16 protein-coding genes are annotated in these 19,310 nt (G+C 62.2%); 11 read left to right on the top strand and 5 right to left on the bottom strand.

Going from position 1 to position 19,310, the window contains the following annotated elements:
* Positions 1-26 precede the first annotated feature (26 nt).
* The 5 genes from JN756_RS05475 (at position 27) to JN756_RS05455 (ending at position 4,689) form a co-directional block, all read left to right on the top strand.
* Complete coding sequence (locus JN756_RS05475) at positions 27-995, top strand: LysR family transcriptional regulator (RefSeq protein WP_017845908.1); 969 nt, start codon at positions 27-29, stop codon at positions 993-995.
* Positions 996-1,377: 382 nt separating this feature from the next.
* On the top strand, positions 1,378-2,352 hold the full coding sequence (locus JN756_RS05470; RefSeq protein ID WP_046384642.1) for a 2-hydroxyacid dehydrogenase: 975 nt from the start codon (positions 1,378-1,380) through the stop codon (positions 2,350-2,352).
* 96 nt (positions 2,353-2,448) lie between these two features.
* The gene (locus JN756_RS05465; protein WP_017845911.1) at positions 2,449-3,351 is read left to right on the top strand and encodes a chemotaxis protein; all 903 of its coding nucleotides are present in this window, start codon (positions 2,449-2,451) and stop codon (positions 3,349-3,351) included.
* A gap of 3 nt (positions 3,352-3,354) precedes the next feature.
* On the top strand, positions 3,355-3,837 hold the full coding sequence (locus JN756_RS05460) for a GNAT family N-acetyltransferase (protein ID WP_201021907.1): 483 nt from the start codon (positions 3,355-3,357) through the stop codon (positions 3,835-3,837).
* A 108-nt stretch (positions 3,838-3,945) separates the two neighbouring features.
* Complete coding sequence (locus tag JN756_RS05455) at positions 3,946-4,689, top strand: YkgJ family cysteine cluster protein (protein WP_046484579.1); 744 nt, start codon at positions 3,946-3,948, stop codon at positions 4,687-4,689.
* Here the strand turns inward: JN756_RS05455 and JN756_RS05450 are convergent.
* Both JN756_RS05450 and JN756_RS05445 read right to left on the bottom strand, forming a co-directional pair.
* Entirely contained in the window at positions 4,686-5,474 is a 789-nt protein-coding gene (locus JN756_RS05450; protein WP_057004272.1) for a transporter substrate-binding domain-containing protein, read from the bottom strand. The genes JN756_RS05455 and JN756_RS05450 overlap by 4 nt on opposite strands.
* Before the next feature lie 168 nt (positions 5,475-5,642).
* Entirely contained in the window at positions 5,643-5,876 is a 234-nt protein-coding gene (locus tag JN756_RS05445; RefSeq protein WP_017845915.1) for a hypothetical protein, read from the bottom strand.
* A 215-nt stretch (positions 5,877-6,091) separates the two neighbouring features.
* On the opposite strand from JN756_RS05445, the gene JN756_RS05440 reads away from it, so the two are divergent.
* From JN756_RS05440 to JN756_RS05415, 6 genes are all read left to right on the top strand, one after another.
* Positions 6,092-7,258: an efflux RND transporter periplasmic adaptor subunit gene (locus tag JN756_RS05440; protein WP_046384646.1), complete on the top strand. Its 1,167-nt coding sequence runs from the start codon at positions 6,092-6,094 to the stop codon at positions 7,256-7,258.
* A complete protein-coding gene (locus tag JN756_RS05435; protein ID WP_079442882.1) occupies positions 7,255-10,350 on the top strand; it encodes a multidrug efflux RND transporter permease subunit in 3,096 nt (1,031 codons plus the stop codon). Before JN756_RS05440 ends, JN756_RS05435 begins: the two co-directional genes overlap by 4 nt.
* 9 nt (positions 10,351-10,359) lie before the next feature.
* On the top strand, positions 10,360-11,037 hold the full coding sequence (locus JN756_RS05430) for a heavy metal response regulator transcription factor (RefSeq protein ID WP_017845918.1): 678 nt from the start codon (positions 10,360-10,362) through the stop codon (positions 11,035-11,037).
* Positions 11,027-12,391: a heavy metal sensor histidine kinase gene (locus tag JN756_RS05425; protein ID WP_057004270.1), complete on the top strand. Its 1,365-nt coding sequence runs from the start codon at positions 11,027-11,029 to the stop codon at positions 12,389-12,391. The genes JN756_RS05430 and JN756_RS05425 overlap by 11 nt, the downstream gene beginning before the upstream one ends.
* A gap of 342 nt (positions 12,392-12,733) precedes the next feature.
* Positions 12,734-14,062, top strand: coding sequence for an OprD family porin (locus tag JN756_RS05420; RefSeq protein WP_201021906.1), 1,329 nt, complete (start codon positions 12,734-12,736; stop codon positions 14,060-14,062).
* Between the two features lie 86 nt (positions 14,063-14,148).
* Entirely contained in the window at positions 14,149-15,642 is a 1,494-nt protein-coding gene (locus JN756_RS05415) for a sensor domain-containing diguanylate cyclase (RefSeq protein WP_079442879.1), read from the top strand.
* 95 nt (positions 15,643-15,737) lie between these two features.
* Here JN756_RS05415 and lpxC read toward each other — a convergent pair whose 3' ends face one another.
* From lpxC to ftsA, 3 genes are all read right to left on the bottom strand, one after another.
* Positions 15,738-16,649, bottom strand: a complete 912-nt coding sequence (gene lpxC / locus JN756_RS05410; RefSeq protein ID WP_003171886.1) for a UDP-3-O-acyl-N-acetylglucosamine deacetylase — start codon at positions 16,647-16,649, stop codon at positions 15,738-15,740.
* Positions 16,650-16,761: 112 nt separating this feature from the next.
* Entirely contained in the window at positions 16,762-17,967 is a 1,206-nt protein-coding gene (gene ftsZ, locus JN756_RS05405) for a cell division protein FtsZ (protein ID WP_017845922.1), read from the bottom strand.
* Positions 17,968-18,036: 69 nt separating this feature from the next.
* On the bottom strand, positions 18,037-19,299 hold the full coding sequence (ftsA, locus tag JN756_RS05400) for a cell division protein FtsA (protein WP_017845923.1): 1,263 nt from the start codon (positions 19,297-19,299) through the stop codon (positions 18,037-18,039).
* Positions 19,300-19,310: the final 11 nt, after the last annotated feature.

The raw sequence follows: 19,310 nt of genomic DNA, 5'->3' as shown, positions 1-19,310 counted from the left end.
TTTGCTATCTCCCTTGAGAACACCCCATGGACACTTTGCAAAACATGCGCGCCTTCAGTTCTGTGGCCGAAGCCGGCAGCTTCACCGCCGCCGCCGCACAACTGGACACCACCACCGCCAACATTTCGCGCGCGGTCTCCAACCTGGAGGCCCATCTGCAAACCCGCTTGCTCAACCGCACTACCCGCCGCATTGCACTCACGGAGGCGGGTAAACGCTATTTATTACGCTGCGAGCAAATCCTGGCCTACGTCGAAGAAGCCGAGGCCGAAGCCAGCGACGCCCACGCGCGCCCCGCCGGCCAGTTGAAAGTGCATACCATGACCGGTATCGGCCAGCATTTCGTCATCGATGCCATTGCCCGCTACCGTCGCACTCACCCGGACGTGACCTTCGACCTGACCCTGGCCAACCGCGTGCCGGACTTGCTCGATGAAGGCTACGACGTGTCCATCGTGCTGGCCAGCGAACTGCCGGACTCGGGCTTCGTGTCCCAGCGCCTGGGCATCACCTACAGCATCGCCTGCGCCTCGCCGGACTACGTCAAGGCCAAAGGCTGCGCGCAACGGCCCCACGATCTGCTCAACCACGCCTGCCTGCGCCTGGTCAGTCCGGTGGTCCTGCTGGATAAATGGAGCTTCAACGGCCCTGACGGCCAGGAAAGTGTCGCGATCAACACATCGCCGTTCCTGGTGAACTCGGCCGATGCGATGAAAACCGCCATCACCAGCGGCATGGGCGTCGGCCTGTTGCCGGTGTACGCCGCCATCGAAGGCCTGCGCAACGGCACGCTGGTGCGGGTGATGCCCAACTATCGCTCCCAGGAACTGAACCTGTACGCCATTTACCCATCGCGCCAGTACCTGGATGCGAAGATCAAGACCTGGGTGGAATACCTGCGCGGTTCGCTGCCGGAAATTCTCGCGGCGCACCAGGCGGAATTGGTCGCGTATGAGTTGAGCGGCAGCCTGGGCGGCGTGCGGATGGCGAACTGATTTCTGCCAGACGATAGCGATCCAATGTGGGAGGGGGCTTGCTCCCGATAGCGGTAATGAAGTCATGCATGTATTGGCTGACACACTGCTATCGGGGGCAAGCCCCCTCCCACATTTGGATCTCCATGGATCAGATAGAACTCATTTGGCTCTTGCTCTTAGGAGCGGCCTTATAACCAACCTGAGCCTGGAAGCTGGACTCGGTCAAAAATGTGGGAGGGGGCTTGCCCCCGATAGCGGTAGTGAAGTCATGCAGGTATTGGCTGACACACTGCTATCGGGGGCAAGCCCCTTCCCACAGAGGTTCAACGGTGTCCTGACAATTGCCGGCAGGAATGTTAGCTTGCTTGGCATTCTTCCGTAGTCGATGAGCCCGCCTGCAATGAAAAAGACTGTCCTCGCCTTCAGCCGTATCACCCCGGAAATGATCGAACGCCTGCAACAGGATTTCGAGGTGATCGCCCCCAACCCCAAGCTGGGCGACATCAATGCACAGTTCAATGAAGCCCTGCCCCATGCCCACGGCCTGATCGGCGTGGGGCGCAAGCTGGGCCGCGCGCAACTCGAAGGCGCGAGCCGGCTGGAAGTGGTATCCAGCATCTCGGTGGGCTATGACAACTATGACGTGGCCTACCTCAACGAACGCGGGGTCATGCTCACCAATACCCCCGACGTCCTCACCGAAAGCACGGCCGACCTCGCCTTCGCCCTGCTGATGAGCAGCGCACGCCGGGTGGCCGAGCTGGACGCTTGGACCAAGGCCGGCGAGTGGAAAGCCAGCGTGGGCGCGTCCTTGTTCGGCTGCGACGTGCATGGCAAGACACTGGGCATCGTCGGCATGGGCAATATCGGCGCCGCCGTGGCCCGGCGCGGGCGCCTGGGCTTCAATATGCCGATTGTGTACAGCGGCAACAGCCGCAAGCCCGCACTGGAGCAGGAACTGGGCGCACAGTTCTGCAGCCTGGATCAGTTACTCGCCGAAGCGGACTTCGTCTGCCTGGTGGTGCCGTTGAGCGAAAAAACCCGGCACCTGATCAGTCATCGCGAGCTGGGGCTGATGAAATCCAGCGCGATCCTGATCAATATTTCCCGCGGCCCGGTGGTCGACGAACCGGCGCTGATCGAAGCCCTGCAAACCCAGCGTATTCGCGGGGCGGGGCTGGACGTGTATGAAAAGGAACCGCTGGCCGAGTCGCCACTGTTCCAATTGAGCAATGCGGTGACCCTGCCGCACATCGGCTCGGCGACCCATGAAACCCGCACAGCCATGGCCAACCGCGCCCTCGACAACCTGCGCAGCGCCCTGCTCGGCCACCGCCCGCAGGATCTGGTCAACCCGCAGGTATGGAAGGGCTGAGATAAGTCAACTTCATCGGCCCATTCCCCTAAAGCCTGGGCCGATGAAGTCGATAACCCTCCATAGATGATCAACCCTGATCCACAGAAGGTTTTTATGTCCACGTCTAAAGCCCGCGCAGACTCACTCTCGCTTCTGCTCTTTACCTTGCGCAGCGGCAAGTTGATGGCCATTAACCTGCTGAAAGTCAGCGAAATCATCCCGTGCCCGCCGCTGACCAAGCTGCCGGAGTCCCATCCGCACGTCAAAGGTATCGCCATGCTGCGCGGCACCTCGCTGTCGGTGATCGACCTGAGCCGCGCCCTCGGCGAAATGCCGCTGGAAGACCCGGACGGCGGCTGCCTGATCGTCACCGATGTCAGCCGCTCCAAGCAGGGCCTGCATGTGCAGGCGGTGAGCAAGATCGTGCATTGCCTGACCACCGATATCCGCCCGCCGCCCTTCGGTGCCGGCGGCAATCGCTCGTTTATCACCGGGGTCACCCAGGTGGAAGGCGGGCTGGTGCAGGTGCTGGACATCGAAAAAGTCATCCACGGCATCGCCCCGGCACCGATTGAAATGGCGCCGACCGACTTGACCATGGAAGAGGCCGAAGTGCTGGGCAACGCGCGAATCCTGGTGGTGGATGACAGCCAGGTCGCCCTGCAACAATCAGTACACACCCTGCGCAACCTCGGCCTGACCTGCCACACCGCACGCAGCGCCAAGGAAGCGATCGACGTGCTGCTGGAACTGCAGGGCACCGTCGAGCAGATCAATGTGGTGGTGTCGGACATCGAAATGTCCGAAATGGACGGTTACGCCCTCACCCGCACCCTGCGCGAAACCCCGGACTTCCAGGACCTTTACGTGCTGTTGCACACCTCCCTGGACAGCGCGATGAACAGCGAAAAAGCGCGCGTGGCCGGGGCCGACGCGGTGCTGACCAAATTCTCCTCGCCCGAACTGACCAAATGCCTGGTGGTGGCCGCCCAGACCGTGGCGCAAAAGGGCCTGTAAGCGGTGGCCGAGTATTTCCAACTGCTACGCCGCGACCTCACCCGCGACCTGCCCGCGCCGCAGTGGCCGGCCGGTACGCAGTTGGATCACTACCGCGACGCATGGGCCCCGGCGATTCACGCGGTGTTGCGCATGACCCAGGCGCAAGGCGGCGGCCACGTCGCCGACCTGCAAACCTGGCAGCGGCAGTTCGTGACCGATGCCGAGTTCGACCCCACGCTGTGCCTGGTGGCGAGCAATGCCGAGGGCATCCTCGGCGTGGCCCAGTGCTGGACCAGCGCCTTCATCAAGAACCTGTCTGTACACCCCTGCGCCCAGGGCCAGGGGCTGGGCCGCGCCTTGTTGCTGCACACCTTCCAGGTGTTCAAGCAGCGCGGCGAACCCTACGTGGACCTCAAGGTCCTGGAAAGCAACCGACGCGCCCGGCAACTCTATGAAAGCGCAGGCATGGTGTTCGTGCTGCGCGATGTGGTCAGCCAAGACTGACGGGCACTGGCGCACAACTTGCTTTCAGTGCTCCCGAACGTTGAAAAGAGGTGAAAACCCGTCACCGTTCGCGCGAGCCCTCTGACCTAGCCTGGTGACAGATCTGCCATGAACACTCATTTTTCCTGCGTCGGTTGTGGCAAATGCTGCACCGACCACCATGTCCCCCTGACCCTCGCAGAAGCCCGCCAGTGGGCGGCTGACGGCGGCAGCGTGATCGTTCTGGTGGAAGGTTTTCTCGGCAACGGCCTGGGCCTGCCACTGCAACAACGCGAACATGCCGAACGCCGTTCGGCGATGGTGCCCAGCGGCACGACCCAGGCATTCGTGGCCATCACCTTTGCCGCCTACAACCCCGGACGCTGCCGGAATCTTGACGAAGACAACCTGTGCCGCATCTATGAACGCCGACCGTTGGTCTGCCGCATCTATCCGATGGAGATCAACCCGCACATCCCGTTGAACCCTGCCGCCAAGGAATGCCCGCCGGAGTCGTGGGAACAGGGCCCGGTATTGATTGCCGGCGGCGAGTTGATGGACGCGGAACTGGCTGAACTGATCCGCCGCTCGCGCCAGGCCGACCGCGACGATGTGCAGACCAAAGAGGCGGTGTGTGCCCTGTTGGGGATTCGCACCACGGCGCTCAAGGGCGATGGCTTTACGGCGTACCTGCCGCAGATGGATGCCTTTACCCAGGCGATCGAGCGGGCGGCGAGCCAGCCCGGCGTGGCGAATGAGTGGGTGTTTCATGTGTCCGCGATGGACATCGCCGAACAGTTGCTGGACGCGGGGGCACAGCTTGCCACCGAGGTGCCGGCCAACTATGCGTTTATCCCGCTGCGCGCCGCCTAGTCGTTGGGCGCGACGGAAACGGCATCCAGGCGGTAGGGCTGAATGATCCGTTGGTATTCGCCGCTTTGCATCAGTTGTTCAAGGGCGCAGTTGAGGGCATTGCGCAAGGCGGTATCGGGCTTGCGCACCGCGATCGCCACGCCGCTGCCCAGGAGTTCGGCCGAAATGGCGGGGCCGAGGAAGTCAAAGTCCTGACCATCGACGGTATCGAGCAGCACCTCACGGATTTCCACGGTGCCTTGCAGGGTCGCATCGATATCCCCCGCCACCAGGCTGCGAATCAGTTCGTCATTGAGCCAGAAGCTCTTGACGATAACGCCCTTGGGCGCCCACCGCGCTCGGGCGAAGGCTTCGCGATTACTGCCCAGCAACACCCCGACACGCTTGCCCTTGAGCGACCGCACGGTCGGCAGCAGGCCGGATGTTCTGCGGGCGACCAGGCGCGTGGTGAACGGATACAGCTCATCGGTGAAGTTGACCCAGCGCCGACGCATCGACGTAGGCGCCATGCCCATGATTGCGTCGAACTGCCGGGCCTCCAGGGCCGGGAAGTTTTCCACCAACACCTGGTCGACCCAGGTGCAGCGCACATTCAACTGCACGCACAGGGCGTTACCCAGGTCGATGTTCAGGCCGACCAGTTGGCCTTGCGGGTTGCGGCTCTGGAAAGGCGAGAATTGCGCAGCGACGGCGAAACGGATCTCGCGCCGTGGCGACTCACCGGCGGCAACGTTATCGGCCGCCAGCAATAACGCGAGCACGGCACAAATGTGTATCAGAGCCACAGGAAACGTCCTTTTCCGGAAAGTCCAACCTCACCCTCCCGCACCGACGGAAAACGCCGGGGCGGCACGGAGGCTGTGCAAGCTTTCAAGAAACGGTCGTGGCCCTACAATCAGAAATTTCAGCAGACGTTGTAGGCAATAGTCGACACAGCGTGCGACTTATTATTCTCAGCGTTTACCCATCGAACGACGGGTGCCCGGCGGCGCCATGCCCGGGGACTTGGTATGCCCATTCTTGGCGCCGTTCTTGTACCACGGCTGGGCGGCATTCTTGGCCCCGGCCAGTTCACCCGGCTTGAACGGAAACTTGAACGCCGGGATCTCGGTTTTTTCAACGCTTTCAGCGCTGGCCGGATCGACGAGGTCGGCCGCTTCAACAGGGGGATGTGTCGGGGAAGTCATGGAAGCTCCGGAGCAGGCAAAAATTGATGCGGGGCCAGCTTGCGGGCCACACTGGCGCGCAGTATACCTGCGCCCTCAGGATCTTTAACCACCGCCTGTACGAATGGTCGGCGTTTACTGACAGCGCTGTCAGTTAGCAGTCACCTTGCTGACCGGGTTGACGGGCTATAAAGACACCTCACTCTTCCGTTCCTCTGCCCTGGCACCTCACTTCCATGCAAATTCAACGAAAAACCGCGCTGATCGTCGGAGTCCTCGTGGTGCTGGCGATTGCAGCCTGGGCCCTGACGCGGCCGGCCAAACCCAAACTGGCGGCGCCGACAGCGATCCCGGTACGGGTGGTGAGCGTGGCGCAACAGGACATCCCGCGTTTCGTCAGCGGCATTGGGACGGTGCTGTCGTTGCACAGCGTGGTGATCCGCCCACAGGTCGACGGCATCCTCACCCGATTGCTGGTCAAGGAAGGCCAGCAGGTCAAGGCCGGGGACCTGTTGGCGACCATCGATGACCGCTCGATCCGCGCCAGCCTCGAGCAGGCCAAGGCGCTGTTGGCGGAAAACCAGGCGCAGTTGCAAGTCGCGCTGATCAACCTCAAGCGCTACAAGGCATTGAGTGTCGACGACGGTGTGTCCAAGCAGACCTATGACCAGCAACAGGCGTTGGTCAACCAACTCAATGCCACCGTCCAGGGCAATCAGGCCGCGATCGATGCGGCAAAGGTGCAGCTTTCCTACACTCAGATTCGCTCACCGGTCAGCGGCCGCGTAGGGATTCGCACGGTGGATGAAGGCAACTTCCTGCGCACGAGCGATGCCCAGGGGCTGTTCTCGGTGACGCAGATCGACCCGATTGCCGTCGAATTTTCCCTGCCGCAACAGATGCTGCCCACTCTGCAAAGCCTGATCGCGGCCCCTACCCCAGCCAGCGTCGACGCCTACCTGGGCGCCGACACCGACGGCCAGACCGGCGACCTGCTCGGTGAAGGCCACCTGAGCCTGATCGACAACCAGATCAGTTCCACCACCGGCACCCTGCGCGCCAAGGCCGAGTTCAACAACGCCACGCAGCGCCTGTGGCCGGGGCAACTGGTGACCATCAAGATCCAGACCGGCCTCGACAAAAACGCCCTGGTGGTGCCGCCGACCGTGGTGCAACGCGGCCTGGACGCGCACTTTGTGTACCGGGTCAACGGCGACAAGGTGGAGGTGGTGCCGGTGCAGGTCACCTACCAGAACAGCGACGTGACGCTCATCAAAGGCGTACAGGCCGGTGATGTGCTGGTCAGCGATGGCCAGTCGCGGCTCAAGGCCGGCGCTCGGGTCGACGTGCTCAAAGAACCGCCGCAAGTGATCCAGACCGTCGACGCCAAGGTGCAACCATGAACGCCAGCCGCTCGCCGTCGGCGTGGTGCGTCGACCACCCGGTCGCGACCCTGCTGCTGACCTTCGCCCTGGTGTTGCTCGGGCTGATTGCCTTCCCGCAACTGGCCATCGCCCCGCTGCCGGAAGCGGAATTTCCGACAATCCAGGTCAGCGCGCAACTGCCCGGCGCCAGCCCGGACACCATGGCCTCGTCGGTGGCCACGCCGCTGGAGGTGCAATTCAGCGCCATCCCCGGCATGACCCAGATGACCTCCAGCAGCGCCTTGGGCTCCAGCCTCTTGACCCTGCAATTCACCCTGAACAAGAGCATCGACACCGCCGCCCAGGAAGTCCAGGCGGCGATCAACACCGCTTCCGGCAAGCTACCCAGGGATATGCCGACCCTGCCGACCTGGAAGAAGGTCAACCCGGCAGACAGCCCGGTGCTGATCCTCAGCGTCAGTTCCGACAGCATGCCCAGCACCGAGCTGAGTGATTACGTGGAAACCCTGCTGGCACGGCAGATCAGCCAGATCGACGGCGTCGGCCAGATCAACATCACCGGCCAGCAACGTCCGGCGATTCGCGTGCAGGCTTCGCCCGATAAGCTCGCGGCCATCGGCCTGACCCTGGCCGACATCCGCGTGGCGATCCAGCAGTCGAGCCTGAACCTGGCCAAAGGCGCGATCTACGGGGAGAACAGCGTGTCGACGCTGTCGACCAACGACCAGCTGTTTCAGCCCGGGGACTACGCCCAACTGATCGTGTCCTACAAGAATGGCGCGCCGGTTCAACTGCGCGATATCGCTAAAGTCATCAACGGCTCGGAAAACGCCTACGTACAAGCCTGGTCCGGCGACACCCCGGGGGTCAACCTGGTGATCTCGCGCCAGCCCGGCGCGAACATTGTCGAGACCGTCGACCGCATTCAAGCGCAACTGCCGCGCCTGCAGGCCATGCTGCCGGCGTCGGTGCAGGTCAGCGTGTTGAGCGACCGCACCAAGACCATCCGCGCCTCCCTGCATGAAGTGGAAGTGACCCTGCTGATCGCCGTGCTGCTGGTGGTGGCGGTGATGGCGTTGTTCCTGCGCCAGCTGTCGGCGACATTGATTGTGTCGAGCGTGCTCGGGGTGTCGCTGATCGCCAGCTTCGCCCTGATGTACCTGATGGGCTTCAGCCTGAACAACCTGACCCTGGTGGCGATCGTCATCGCCGTGGGCTTTGTGGTGGACGATGCGATCGTGGTGGTGGAGAACATTCACCGCCATCTCGAAGCCGGGCTGGGCAAGCGTGAAGCGGCGATCAAGGGCGCCGGCGAGATTGGCTTTACCGTGGTGTCCATCAGCTTCTCGCTGGTGGCGGCGTTCATTCCGCTGCTGTTCATGGGCGGCGTGGTCGGGCGCCTGTTCAAGGAATTCGCGCTGACGGCGACCTCGACCATCCTGATTTCGGTGGTGGTTTCGCTGACCCTGGCGCCGACCCTGGCGGCGCTGTTCATGCGCGCCCCGACCCATCCGGCCCAGGCCAAGCCCGGTTTCAGCGAACGCCTGCTGGCCGGCTATGCGCGCAACCTGCGCCGCGCCCTGGTCCATCAACGCAGCATGCTGGCGATCTTCGTGGTCACGCTGGCGCTGGCGGTGGTCGGCTACGTGTTCATCCCCAAGGGCTTTTTCCCGGTGCAGGACACCGGCTTCGTGCTTGGCACCAGCGAAGCGGCGGCCGATGTGTCGTTCCCGGACATGGTCGCCAAGCACAAGGCCCTGGCCGAGATCATCAAGGCTGACCCGGCGGTGGCAACGTTTTCCCATTCGGTGGGCGTCACCGGCAGCAACCAGACCATCGCCAACGGCCGTTTCTGGATCGCCTTGAAAGACCGCGGCGATCGCGACGTGTCCGCCAGCCAGTTCATCGACCGCATCCGCTCGAAACTGGCGAAGGTGCCGGGCATCGTGCTGTACCTGCGCGCCGGCCAGGACATCAACCTCAGCTCCGGCCCCAGCCGCGCCCAGTACCAGTACGTGCTCAAGAGCAACGACGGCGCGACATTGAATACCTGGACCCAGCGCCTCACCGAAAAACTGCGCGCCAACCCGGCGTTTCGCGACCTGTCCAACGACCTGCAACTGGGCGGCAGCATCACCCACATCAGCATCGACCGCCAGGCCGCCGCGCGCTTCGGCCTGACCGCCACCGATGTCGACCAGGCGTTGTACGACGCGTTCGGCCAGCGCCAGATCAACGAGTTCCAGACCGAAATCAACCAATACCAAGTGGTGCTGGAACTCGATACCCAGCAACGCGGCAAAGCCGAAAGCCTCAATTACTTCTATCTGCGCTCGCCGCTGACCAACGAGATGGTGCCGTTGTCGGCCCTGGCCAAGGTCGACCCGCCCAGCGTGGGCCCGCTGTCCATCAGCCATGACGGCATGTTCCCGGCGGCCAACCTGTCGTTCAACCTGGCGCCCGGCGTGGCGTTGGGGGATGCGGTGATCATGCTCAACCAGGCCAAGAACGAAATCGGCATGCCGGCCACCATCCTCGGCAACTTCCAGGGCGCGGCCCAGGCGTTCCAGAGTTCATTGGCCAGCCAGCCGTGGCTGATCCTCGCGGCGCTGGTGGCGGTGTACATCATTCTCGGCGTGCTGTACGAAAGTTTCGTCCACCCGCTGACGATCATTTCCACCCTGCCCTCGGCTGGCTTGGGCGCGTTGATCATGTTGTGGCTGCTGGGGCAGGACTTTTCGATCATGGCCCTGATCGGCCTGGTGTTGCTGATCGGCATCGTGAAGAAGAATGGCATCCTGATGATCGACTTCGCCCTCGAAGCCCAGCGGGTCAGAGGCCTGCCGCCGGAGGAAGCGATCTACGAAGCCTGCGTCACGCGGTTCCGGCCGATCATCATGACCACCCTCGCCGCCCTGCTCGGCGCCGTACCGCTGATGCTCGGCGCAGGCCCCGGTGCCGAGTTGCGCCAACCGCTGGGGATCGCGGTGGTCGGCGGCTTGCTGGTGAGCCAGGCGCTGACGCTGTTCACCACGCCGATCATATACTTGTACCTTGAGCGGTTTTTCCACCGGCCCACACCAACGCCCGCGTTGGCGACCACACATTAAGGCGGGGTCATGCGCGTACTGATCGTTGAAGATGAAGAAAAAACCGCGGACTACCTGCATCGCGGCCTGACGGAGCAAGGCTACACCGTCGACGTGGCGCGTGAAGGCGTCGAAGGTTTGCACCTGGCGCTGGAAAACGATTACGCGGTGATCGTGCTCGACGTGATGCTGCCCGGTCTCGACGGCTTCGGCGTGTTGCGTGCCCTGCGCGCGCGCAAGCAAACGCCGGTGATCATGCTCACCGCCCGCGAGCGCGTGGAAGACCGCATTCGCGGCCTGCGTGAAGGCGCCGACGATTACCTGGGCAAGCCGTTTTCGTTCCTGGAGCTGGTGGCGCGCCTGCAAGCCCTGACCCGCCGCAGTGGCGGGCACGAACCGGTGCAGGTGACGGTCGCCGACCTGTGGATCGACCTGATCAGCCGCAAGGCCAGCCGCAACGGCGTGCGCCTGGACCTGACCGCCAAGGAGTTCTCATTGCTCAGCGTATTGGCGCGGCGCCAGGGTGAGATCCTGTCCAAGACCGCCATCGCGGAGATGGTCTGGGACATCAACTTCGACAGCGACGCCAACGTGGTCGAAGTCGCGATCAAACGCCTGCGCGCCAAGCTCGACGGGCCGTTCGAACAGAAGCTGCTGCACACCATCCGTGGCATGGGTTATGTGCTGGAGAACCGCGGTGTCAACTAACTCCATCGCGCTGCGCTTGAGCGGCATGTTCACCCTGGTGGCGCTGCTGATCTTCCTGTTGATCGGCGGCGCGCTCTATCAGCAGGTGGACCGTGGCTTGGGCCTGTTACCCGAGGCCGAACTGGATGCGCGCTACAGCGTGTTGGAGTCCTCGGTGAAGCGCTTCGGCACGCCGGAGCATTGGACCAAGATCAAGGCCAAACTCAAGTTGTTGGCCGAGGAAGACAAGCGCATCCGTTTCTGGGTGGTGAGCAGCGACCCGAACTACGAATATGGCAGCCCGGACGCACAGATCCGCGCCTTCGCCACCGGCCCGACCGGCAAGCGCGACTTGCGCCTGGCCAATCACACCGAACCGTTCAAGGTGCTGGTGAGCCAGTTCCCCGCCCAGGACCAGCGCCCGCCGTTGCGCTTCATGATCGCCATCGACACCGAAAACTTCCGCGCCACCCAGCACCACTTGCTGGTGGCGCTGATCAGCCTGGCGTTTATCGGCGTGGTGCTGGCGGCGCTGCTGGGGTTCTGGGTCTCGCGCATCGGCCTCAAGCCGCTGAGTAAACTCTCGGACGAAGCGCAGAAACTCGCACCGCCGAAACTCTCCGGGCGCCTGCAACTGTCGCCGCTGCCGCCGGAGTTGCGTCAGTTCGTCAACTCGTTCAACGCCACCCTGGACCGCGTCGAACAGGCCTACTCGCGCCTGGAATCGTTCAATGCCGACGTCGCCCATGAACTGCGCTCGCCCCTGACCAACCTGATCGGCCAGACCCAGGTGGCCCTGACACGCGGGCGCTCGGCCGAACATTATTTCGAGGTGCTGCAATCGAACCTGGAAGAACTGGAGCGCCTGCGTTCGATCATCAACGACATGCTGTTCCTCGCCAGCGCCGACCAGGGCAGCAAGGCCACCAAGCTGATCGAAAGCTCCCTGGCCGACGAAGTGGCGACCACCCTCGACTACCTGGACTTCATCCTCGAAGACGCCCAGGTCCGGGTGCACGTCCACGGCGACGCCCAGGTGCAGATCGAAAGAGCCCACCTGCGCCGCGCACTGATCAACCTGCTGAGCAACGCGGTGCAGCACACCGCGCCAGGGCAGGTCATCGCGGTGAACATCGACGTGCGGGAGCATCAGGTGGCGATCGCCGTGACCAACCCCGGCGACGCGATTGCCAGCGAGCACCTGCCTCGGCTGTTCGAACGCTTCTATCGGGTGGACGCATCGCGCAGCAACAGTGGCGCCAACCATGGGCTGGGGCTGGCCATCGTCAAGGCGATTGCGCTGATGCATGGCGGCGATGTGTTCGTGCGCAGTGACGCCGGCGGCAACACCTTCGGTATTACCCTGCCCGTCTAACGCTTGAGAACACTTCAGACCAATGTGGGAGGGGGCTTGCCCCCTCCCACACTGGATCGCGCCGCTTGCGCTAAATCTCTGACTGTTGCGATTTGGGCAACAGTCATTATCTTGTTACACTCTGTATCGCAGCGCTCGCCTGCGTTAATTTGACGCATCGATGAGCGCGACGGCAAAGACAGCTGACCCGCTTACCCGAATTTCCCTCGACTTTTTTCCAGGGCTCTACACTGGGAATCTGTCTTAAAGCCGCTGACTTCAGCGGCTTTTTTTTGCCGCAAAAAAGGCCAGGCACACCCCCACGACATTGGCCGTTTCCGTTTGACCAAAGGAGCTCCACCGGTGAAGAACTCGCTGACGTTCACCCCGTTATTCCTCGCGATTACAGCAACGATCGCCCCCCTCGCCCACGCAGCAGACACCACCCCCACCGACGGTTTCGTCGAAGGCGCAAGCCTCAAGCTCAACGCCCGCAACTACTACATGAACCGCGACCGTCACGACATCCACACCGATGACAACAAAGAATGGGGCCAGGGCTTTCTCGGCATCTTCGAATCCGGCTACACCCAGGGCACCGTCGGTTTCGGCCTGGATGCCCATGCCATGCTCGGCCTCAAGCTCGACGGCGGTGGCGGCACCGACGGTTCGAGCATCCTTCCATACGGCAACAGTCAAGGCAGCGGCAAGGCGCCGGGGTCGTTCTCCACCGCAGGCGGCACGTTGAAGATGCGCGCGTTCGACACGGAGCTGAAAGCCGGCGACCTGTTCCTCAACAACCCGGTGATCGCCGGCGGCATGACCCGCATGCTGCCCCAGACCTTTCGCGGCGTAAGCCTGACCAACCACAGCCTCGACGGCTGGATGATCGAAGGCGGCCAGGCCAGCTTCACCAAGCTCTACAACCAGAGCGGCCACCAGCGCATCGGCACCAGCTACGGCACACTGCCGGAACACACCGACAGCCAGCACCTGGACTGGGCCGGCGTGTCGTTCAGCGGCGTGCCGGGACTGACCAGCAACCTGTACGCCGCCGAACTCAAGGATGTGTGGCACCAGTACTACTACGACCTGGACTACACCTACGCGCTGAACGACCTGATCAGCCTCAACCCCGGCCTGCACTACTACCACACCCAAGACAGCGGCCAGTCGTTGCTGGGTAACATCGACAACAACACCTACAGCCTGCATTTCACCGTAGTCGTGGGCAGCCACAGCGTCACCGCCGCGTACCAGCGGGTCAACGGCAACACACCGTTCGACTACATCACCCAGGGCGACAGCGTGTACCTGGACAACTCCCAGCAATACTCGGACTTCAACGGCCCCAACGAGCGGTCGTGGAAGCTCAAGTACGCCTACGACTTCATCGGCCTCGGCATGCCGGGCCTGACCACTGCCGTGTCCTACAGCAGCGGTAAGACCGACCTGAGCAAAGTCGATCCCACCAGCCGGGGCTACAGCGCCTGGTACAGCGCCGACGGCCAGGACGCCAAGCACTGGGAACGGGACATAGACGTGAAATACGTGGTGCAGGGCGGCAAGGCCAAGGATCTGTCCCTGCGTCTGCAATGGGCGACCAACCGCGGCAGCAATGGCTACTCGGCGGTGGATCGGGATGTGGATGAATACCGGGTGATCGTCGACTATCCGATCAACGTGTTCTAAGTCGCCGCACTTTCTTTGCAACCAAACAATCAATTTTCATCGGGTAGAACTAAACTGCCAGTATCTTCACCGTTGAAGTCTGCCCGATGAGTCCACGCCCTTTTCGTACCCCATCTGAACGCACAGAATTATTGTTGATGCTAGGCAGCGGCTTCACCGTCGCATTGATTGTGATTATCGTCGCGGTGCTGTTGATCCGCGAACACGCCAGCACCCTGCAGGCGGCGAAACGCTCAACCACCAACATCACCCAACTGATCAACGCCGATGTGCTGCGTAACGTCGAGCTATACGACCTCGCGCTGCAAGGGTTGATCGCCGCCACGCAGCGCACGGATTTGTCCAAGGTATCTGGGGATATCCGGCATCTGGTGCAATTCGAGCTGTCGACGGCCGCGCTGTTCAAAGACCAAGTGCTGTTGCTGGACGCCAATGGCGCCGTCGTTGCTGACTCTTCGACGCTCAAGCCGACCTCGCGTAATTTGGCTGATCGCGATTACTTCCTCGTGCATAAAATCACCAACCAGAGCGACCTGTTCATCAGCCGGCCGTTCATGATTCAGTGCCATTGCGAGCAAGTCTGGCGCATCGCGTTCAGCCGCCGCGTCACCGGCGCCAACGGCGAGTTCCTCGGGGTCGCGGTGGCCACCATGCGCCTGGCGTACTTCGATCAGTTGTTCAACAGCCTGACCATCGGCAATAGCAGCTCGGTCAACCTGTTGAGCAGCCACGGCATTCTCCTGGCCCAGCAACCGCTGCTGGAGCGCGACATGATCAACAAGGACCTGAGTGATCGCCCCAACTTCAAGCGCATGCTGCGCGAAGGAAGCGGCAGCTTTCGGGCCATCTCGACCATCACCGGCAAGGAGCGCCTGTATACCTTCACCAATGTCGGCGAGCTGCCGCTGATTGTGGTCGTGGCGTTGTCCAGTGAGGACGTGTTCGCGCCATGGAAGCGCGCGGCGACGCTGACCGGCGGCGCCACCGGCATCCTGTGTATCGGCCTGTTATGGCTGACCTGGATGCTGCGCCGGGAACTGCGCCGCCGTTTTCGCGCGGAGAAGGTGCTGTCAGAACTGGCAGCCACCGACGCGCTCACCGGCCTGGCCAACCGGCGCATTCTGGACCAACGCCTGCGCCTGGAATGGGACCGCGCCCAGCGCTCCGCCGAACCGTTGACGCTGTTGATGATCGACGTCGACCACTTCAAGGCATTCAACGACCGTCATGGCCATCACGGCGGCGATGAAGCGTTGCGCAACGTCGCCCAGGTGATCGGCGGCAACATCCGTCGCCCGGCCGACCTGGCCGCACGTTATGGCGGTGAAGAGTTCGCCGTGGTGTTGCCGTCTACCGATATCAGAGGCGCATGGCTAATCGCCGAGCATATCCGCCGCGGCGTCGAGCACTTGCCACGGGTGGCAGGGGATGAACGGCCGATTACCGTGAGCATTGGCCTGAGTACGTGGGACAAGCGCAGTCGCATGTCCCTGGAGGACTTGCAGCTCAGTGCGGACCGCGCGCTGTATGAAGCCAAGCACAGTGGGCGCAATTGCATCGTGGAGGCAACGGCGCGATGACTGAGGCGAACAGGCCATTGTGGCTCGCTCGCCACGGAAAATAAAAAGGGCCACCCGAAGGCAGCCCTTAAAAACTAAAGAAAGAGAGTTGTTACTTACACCGCCGCAACGGGACGCATGTAAGAGATCGGTGCGGTGCTGGCATCTTCGAAGGTCACGACTTCCCAAGCATCTGTCTGCTCAATCAACTTGCGCAGCAGCTGGTTGTTAAGGGCGTGGCCCGACTTGAAGCCTTTGAACTCGCCTATCAGGCTATTGCCCAACAGGTAGAGGTCACCGATTGCATCGAGGATCTTGTGCTTCACGAATTCGTCTTCATAGCGAAGGCCGTCTTCGTTCAGTACACCATCCGCGTCGACCACAATGGCGTTTTCAACGCTGCCGCCGAGTGCGAGGTTGTGCTTGCGCAGGTACTCGATGTCACTCATGAAACCAAAGGTGCGGGCGCGGCTGACTTCTTTTACGAACGAAGTACTGGAAAAATCCACGCTTGCGCTTTGGGTGCGGTCGCGAAATACCGGGTGATCGAAATCGATCTCAAAGCTCACTTTAAAGCCTTCGAACGGGACGAAGGTGGCGCGCTTGTCGCCGTCTTCTACTGTCACTTCCCGCAGAATGCGAATGAACTTCTTGGCTGCGTCCTGTTCTTCCAGGCCGGCAGATTGAATCAAGAATACGAAGGGACCAGCGCTGCCATCCATGATGGGGACTTCGGACGCGGAGAGCTCGACGTAGGCGTTATCGATGCCCAGGCCAGCCATGGCCGAGAGCAAGTGCTCCACCGTGTCCACCTTGACGTCACCGTTGACCAATGTGGTCGACATCGTGGTTTCGCCGACGTTTTCCGCGCGAGCAGGAATCTGCACCACAGGGTCCAGGTCGGCACGAACAAACACGATGCCGGTGTCGACAGGTGCAGGTTTGAGGGTCAGGTATACCTTCTCCCCGGAGTGCAGACCTACACCTGTGGCACGAATAATATTCTTCAGGGTGCGTTGTTTAATCATGGCTTGGACCGCTTCAGCGCAAATTGCGAACTGGTATCAACAAAGGCTGGCGATAATAGCAGACCAGACCTTTGCTGAACACCAATCACCTTCATAGCCCTGATACATTCCATTAATCGGCCTGACGACGCAGGAATGCCGGGATGTCCAGGTAGTCCAGGTCATCTTGCGGATTCGGGCTACGGGACGCTGCAGCACCGGCCTGAGCCTGATTGCGCATCACGGTCGGACGGTCCAGATCACGGTAGTTCACCGACGGCAGTTCCTGGCGCGCAGGCGCTGGAGCGGCAGCCGCTTGGCTGGCGTGGCTGTTGTGGCCGGTGTGAACGGTATTGTCGATGACCTTTACAGGCTTCTCGATTTTTGCGCCCAGGCCGGTCGCGACCACGGTCACATGCAGTTCGTCGCGCATGTCCGGATCGATCACGGTGCCGACTTTGACCATCGCGTGCTCGGAAGCGAAGGCTTCGATGATGCTACCCACGTCGGAGTACTCACCCAGGGACAGGTCAGGACCGGCGGTGATGTTCACCAGGATGCCGCGTGCGCCTTGCAGGTTCACGTCTTCGAGCAACGGGTTGCGGATGGCCGCTTCGGTGGCTTCACGCGCACGGTTCGGACCGCTGGCGCAGCCAGTGCCCATCATCGCCATGCCCATTTCGCTCATCACGGTACGCACGTCGGCGAAGTCGACGTTGATCATGCCCGGGCGCTTGATGATGTCGGAGATACCGCGAACGGCACCGGCCAGTACATCGTCAGCCTTGGCGAACGCGGACAGCAGGCTCGCGTCCTTGCCCAGGATGGTCAGCAGCTTCTCGTTGGGGATGGTGATCAACGAGTCGACGCTTTCAGACAGCAGACGGATACCTTCGTCGGCGATCTGCATGCGCTTGCGGCCTTCGAACGGGAACGGACGGGTCACGACGGCGACCGTCAGAATCCCCATTTCCTTGGCCACTTCGGCGATGATCGGCGCTGCACCGGTACCGGTACCGCCGCCCATGCCGGTGGTGATGAACACCATGTTGGTGCCTTGCAGCACTTCGGCGATACGCTCGCGGTCTTCCAGCGCGGCTTGACGGCCGACTTCCGGGTTGGCGCCGGCGCCGAGGCCCTTGGTCACGGCGGTGCCCAATTGCAGGATGGTCCGCGCGCCGATGCTCTTCAGCGCCTGGGCATCAGTGTTGGCGCAGATGAATTCAACGCCTTCAATGTTGCTCTTGACCATATGGTTGACAGCGTTGCCGCCGCCACCGCCGACACCGATCACTTTGATGACCGGGCTTGCGGGGATGTTGTCTACGAGTTCGAACATTTTCCCTCTCCTTTCGTATTCTCTAGTTTTTTCGCCTACTGCTTTTTTTTACGGTGTTGCGGTAAATCGTTAGAAATTGCCTTTGACCCAAGCCTGCAACCGTTCGAACAACGGCGCTTTCGCTTCGTCGTCGCCGCGGTAGCTGTCGCGGATGCTCGGGCCCGACAGGGAAATGCCGTCGGTCTGCTTTTGCAGCCCGTACAACAGCAAGCCCACACCGGTGGAATAAATCGGGTTGCGCACGACGTCGCCCAGGCCTTTGACGCCATGGGGCACGCCCAGGCGAACTGGCATGTGGAAGATCTCTTCGGCCAGTTCGACCGCGCCTTCCATCTTCGAGGTGCCACCGGTCAGCACGATGCCGGCCGGGATCAAATCTTCGTAGCCGCTGCGGCGCAGTTCCGCCTGGATCAGGGTGAACAGCTCGTCGTAACGCGGCTCGACCACTTCGGCCAAGGCCTGGCGCGACAGCTCGCGCGGTGGACGGTCGCCCACGCTCGGCACCTTGATGGTTTCACCGGCACCGGCCAGTTTGGCCAGAGCGCAGGCATAGCGGATCTTGATCTCTTCGGCGTACTGCGTCGGTGTGCGCAACGCCATGGCGATGTCGTTGGTGACCTGGTCGCCGGCAATCGGGATCACGGCGGTGTGACGGATCGCACCCTCGGTGAAGATCGCGATGTCGGTGGTGCCGCCGCCGATGTCGACCAGGCACACGCCCAGTTCTTTTTCGTCGTCGGTCAGTACCGAGTAGGCCGAAGCCAGTTGCTCGAGAATGATGTCGTCGATTTCCAGGCCGCAGCGACGCACGCACTTTTCAATGTTCTGTGCGGCATTGACCGCGCAGGTCACCACGTGGACCTTGGCTTCCAGGCGCACGCCTGACATGCCCAGGGGCTCGCGCACGCCTTCCTGGTTGTCGATCACGTAGTCCTGCGGCAGGGTGTGCAGCACGCGCTGGTCTGCCGGGATCGCCACGGCCTGGGCGGCATCGAGTACGCGCTCAAGGTCGGCCGCGCTGACTTCGCGGTCGCGGATCGCCACGATGCCGTGGGAGTTCAGGCTGCGGATGTGATTGCCCGCCACGCCGACGAACGCCGAGTGAATCCGGCAACCGGCCATCAGCTGCGCTTCTTCGATGGCGCGCTGGATCGATTGCACGGTGGACTCGATGTTCACCACCACGCCCTTCTTCAGGCCCCGGGACGGATGCGTGCCAATACCGACGATTTCGATCGTGCCGTCTTCCCCGACCTCGCCCACCAGCGCCACCACCTTGGAGGTGCCGATATCGAGACCGACGATCATTTTGCCGCTTTGCACGTTTGCCATGGGTCCTGCCT

The sequence above is a fragment of the Pseudomonas sp. Y39-6 genome, assembly GCF_023651955.1.
Taxonomy (GTDB): domain Bacteria; phylum Pseudomonadota; class Gammaproteobacteria; order Pseudomonadales; family Pseudomonadaceae; genus Aquipseudomonas; species Aquipseudomonas veronii.
This window is presented reverse-complemented; position numbering and strand designations above follow the sequence as displayed.

Coding starts and splice junctions, on each gene's coding strand:
- JN756_RS05445 (WP_017845915.1), bottom strand. CDS start 5,876: ATGACTTCCCCGACACATCCCCCTGTTGAAGCGGCCGACCTCGTCGAT.
- JN756_RS05470 (WP_046384642.1), top strand. CDS start 1,378: ATGAAAAAGACTGTCCTCGCCTTCAGCCGTATCACCCCGGAAATGATC.
- ftsZ (WP_017845922.1), bottom strand. CDS start 17,967: ATGTTCGAACTCGTAGACAACATCCCCGCAAGCCCGGTCATCAAAGTG.
- lpxC (WP_003171886.1), bottom strand. CDS start 16,649: ATGATTAAACAACGCACCCTGAAGAATATTATTCGTGCCACAGGTGTA.
- JN756_RS05435 (WP_079442882.1), top strand. CDS start 7,255: ATGAACGCCAGCCGCTCGCCGTCGGCGTGGTGCGTCGACCACCCGGTC.
- JN756_RS05465 (WP_017845911.1), top strand. CDS start 2,449: ATGTCCACGTCTAAAGCCCGCGCAGACTCACTCTCGCTTCTGCTCTTT.
- JN756_RS05440 (WP_046384646.1), top strand. CDS start 6,092: ATGCAAATTCAACGAAAAACCGCGCTGATCGTCGGAGTCCTCGTGGTG.
- ftsA (WP_017845923.1), bottom strand. CDS start 19,299: ATGGCAAACGTGCAAAGCGGCAAAATGATCGTCGGTCTCGATATCGGC.
- JN756_RS05430 (WP_017845918.1), top strand. CDS start 10,360: ATGCGCGTACTGATCGTTGAAGATGAAGAAAAAACCGCGGACTACCTG.
- JN756_RS05415 (WP_079442879.1), top strand. CDS start 14,149: ATGAGTCCACGCCCTTTTCGTACCCCATCTGAACGCACAGAATTATTG.
- JN756_RS05475 (WP_017845908.1), top strand. CDS start 27: ATGGACACTTTGCAAAACATGCGCGCCTTCAGTTCTGTGGCCGAAGCC.
- JN756_RS05455 (WP_046484579.1), top strand. CDS start 3,946: ATGAACACTCATTTTTCCTGCGTCGGTTGTGGCAAATGCTGCACCGAC.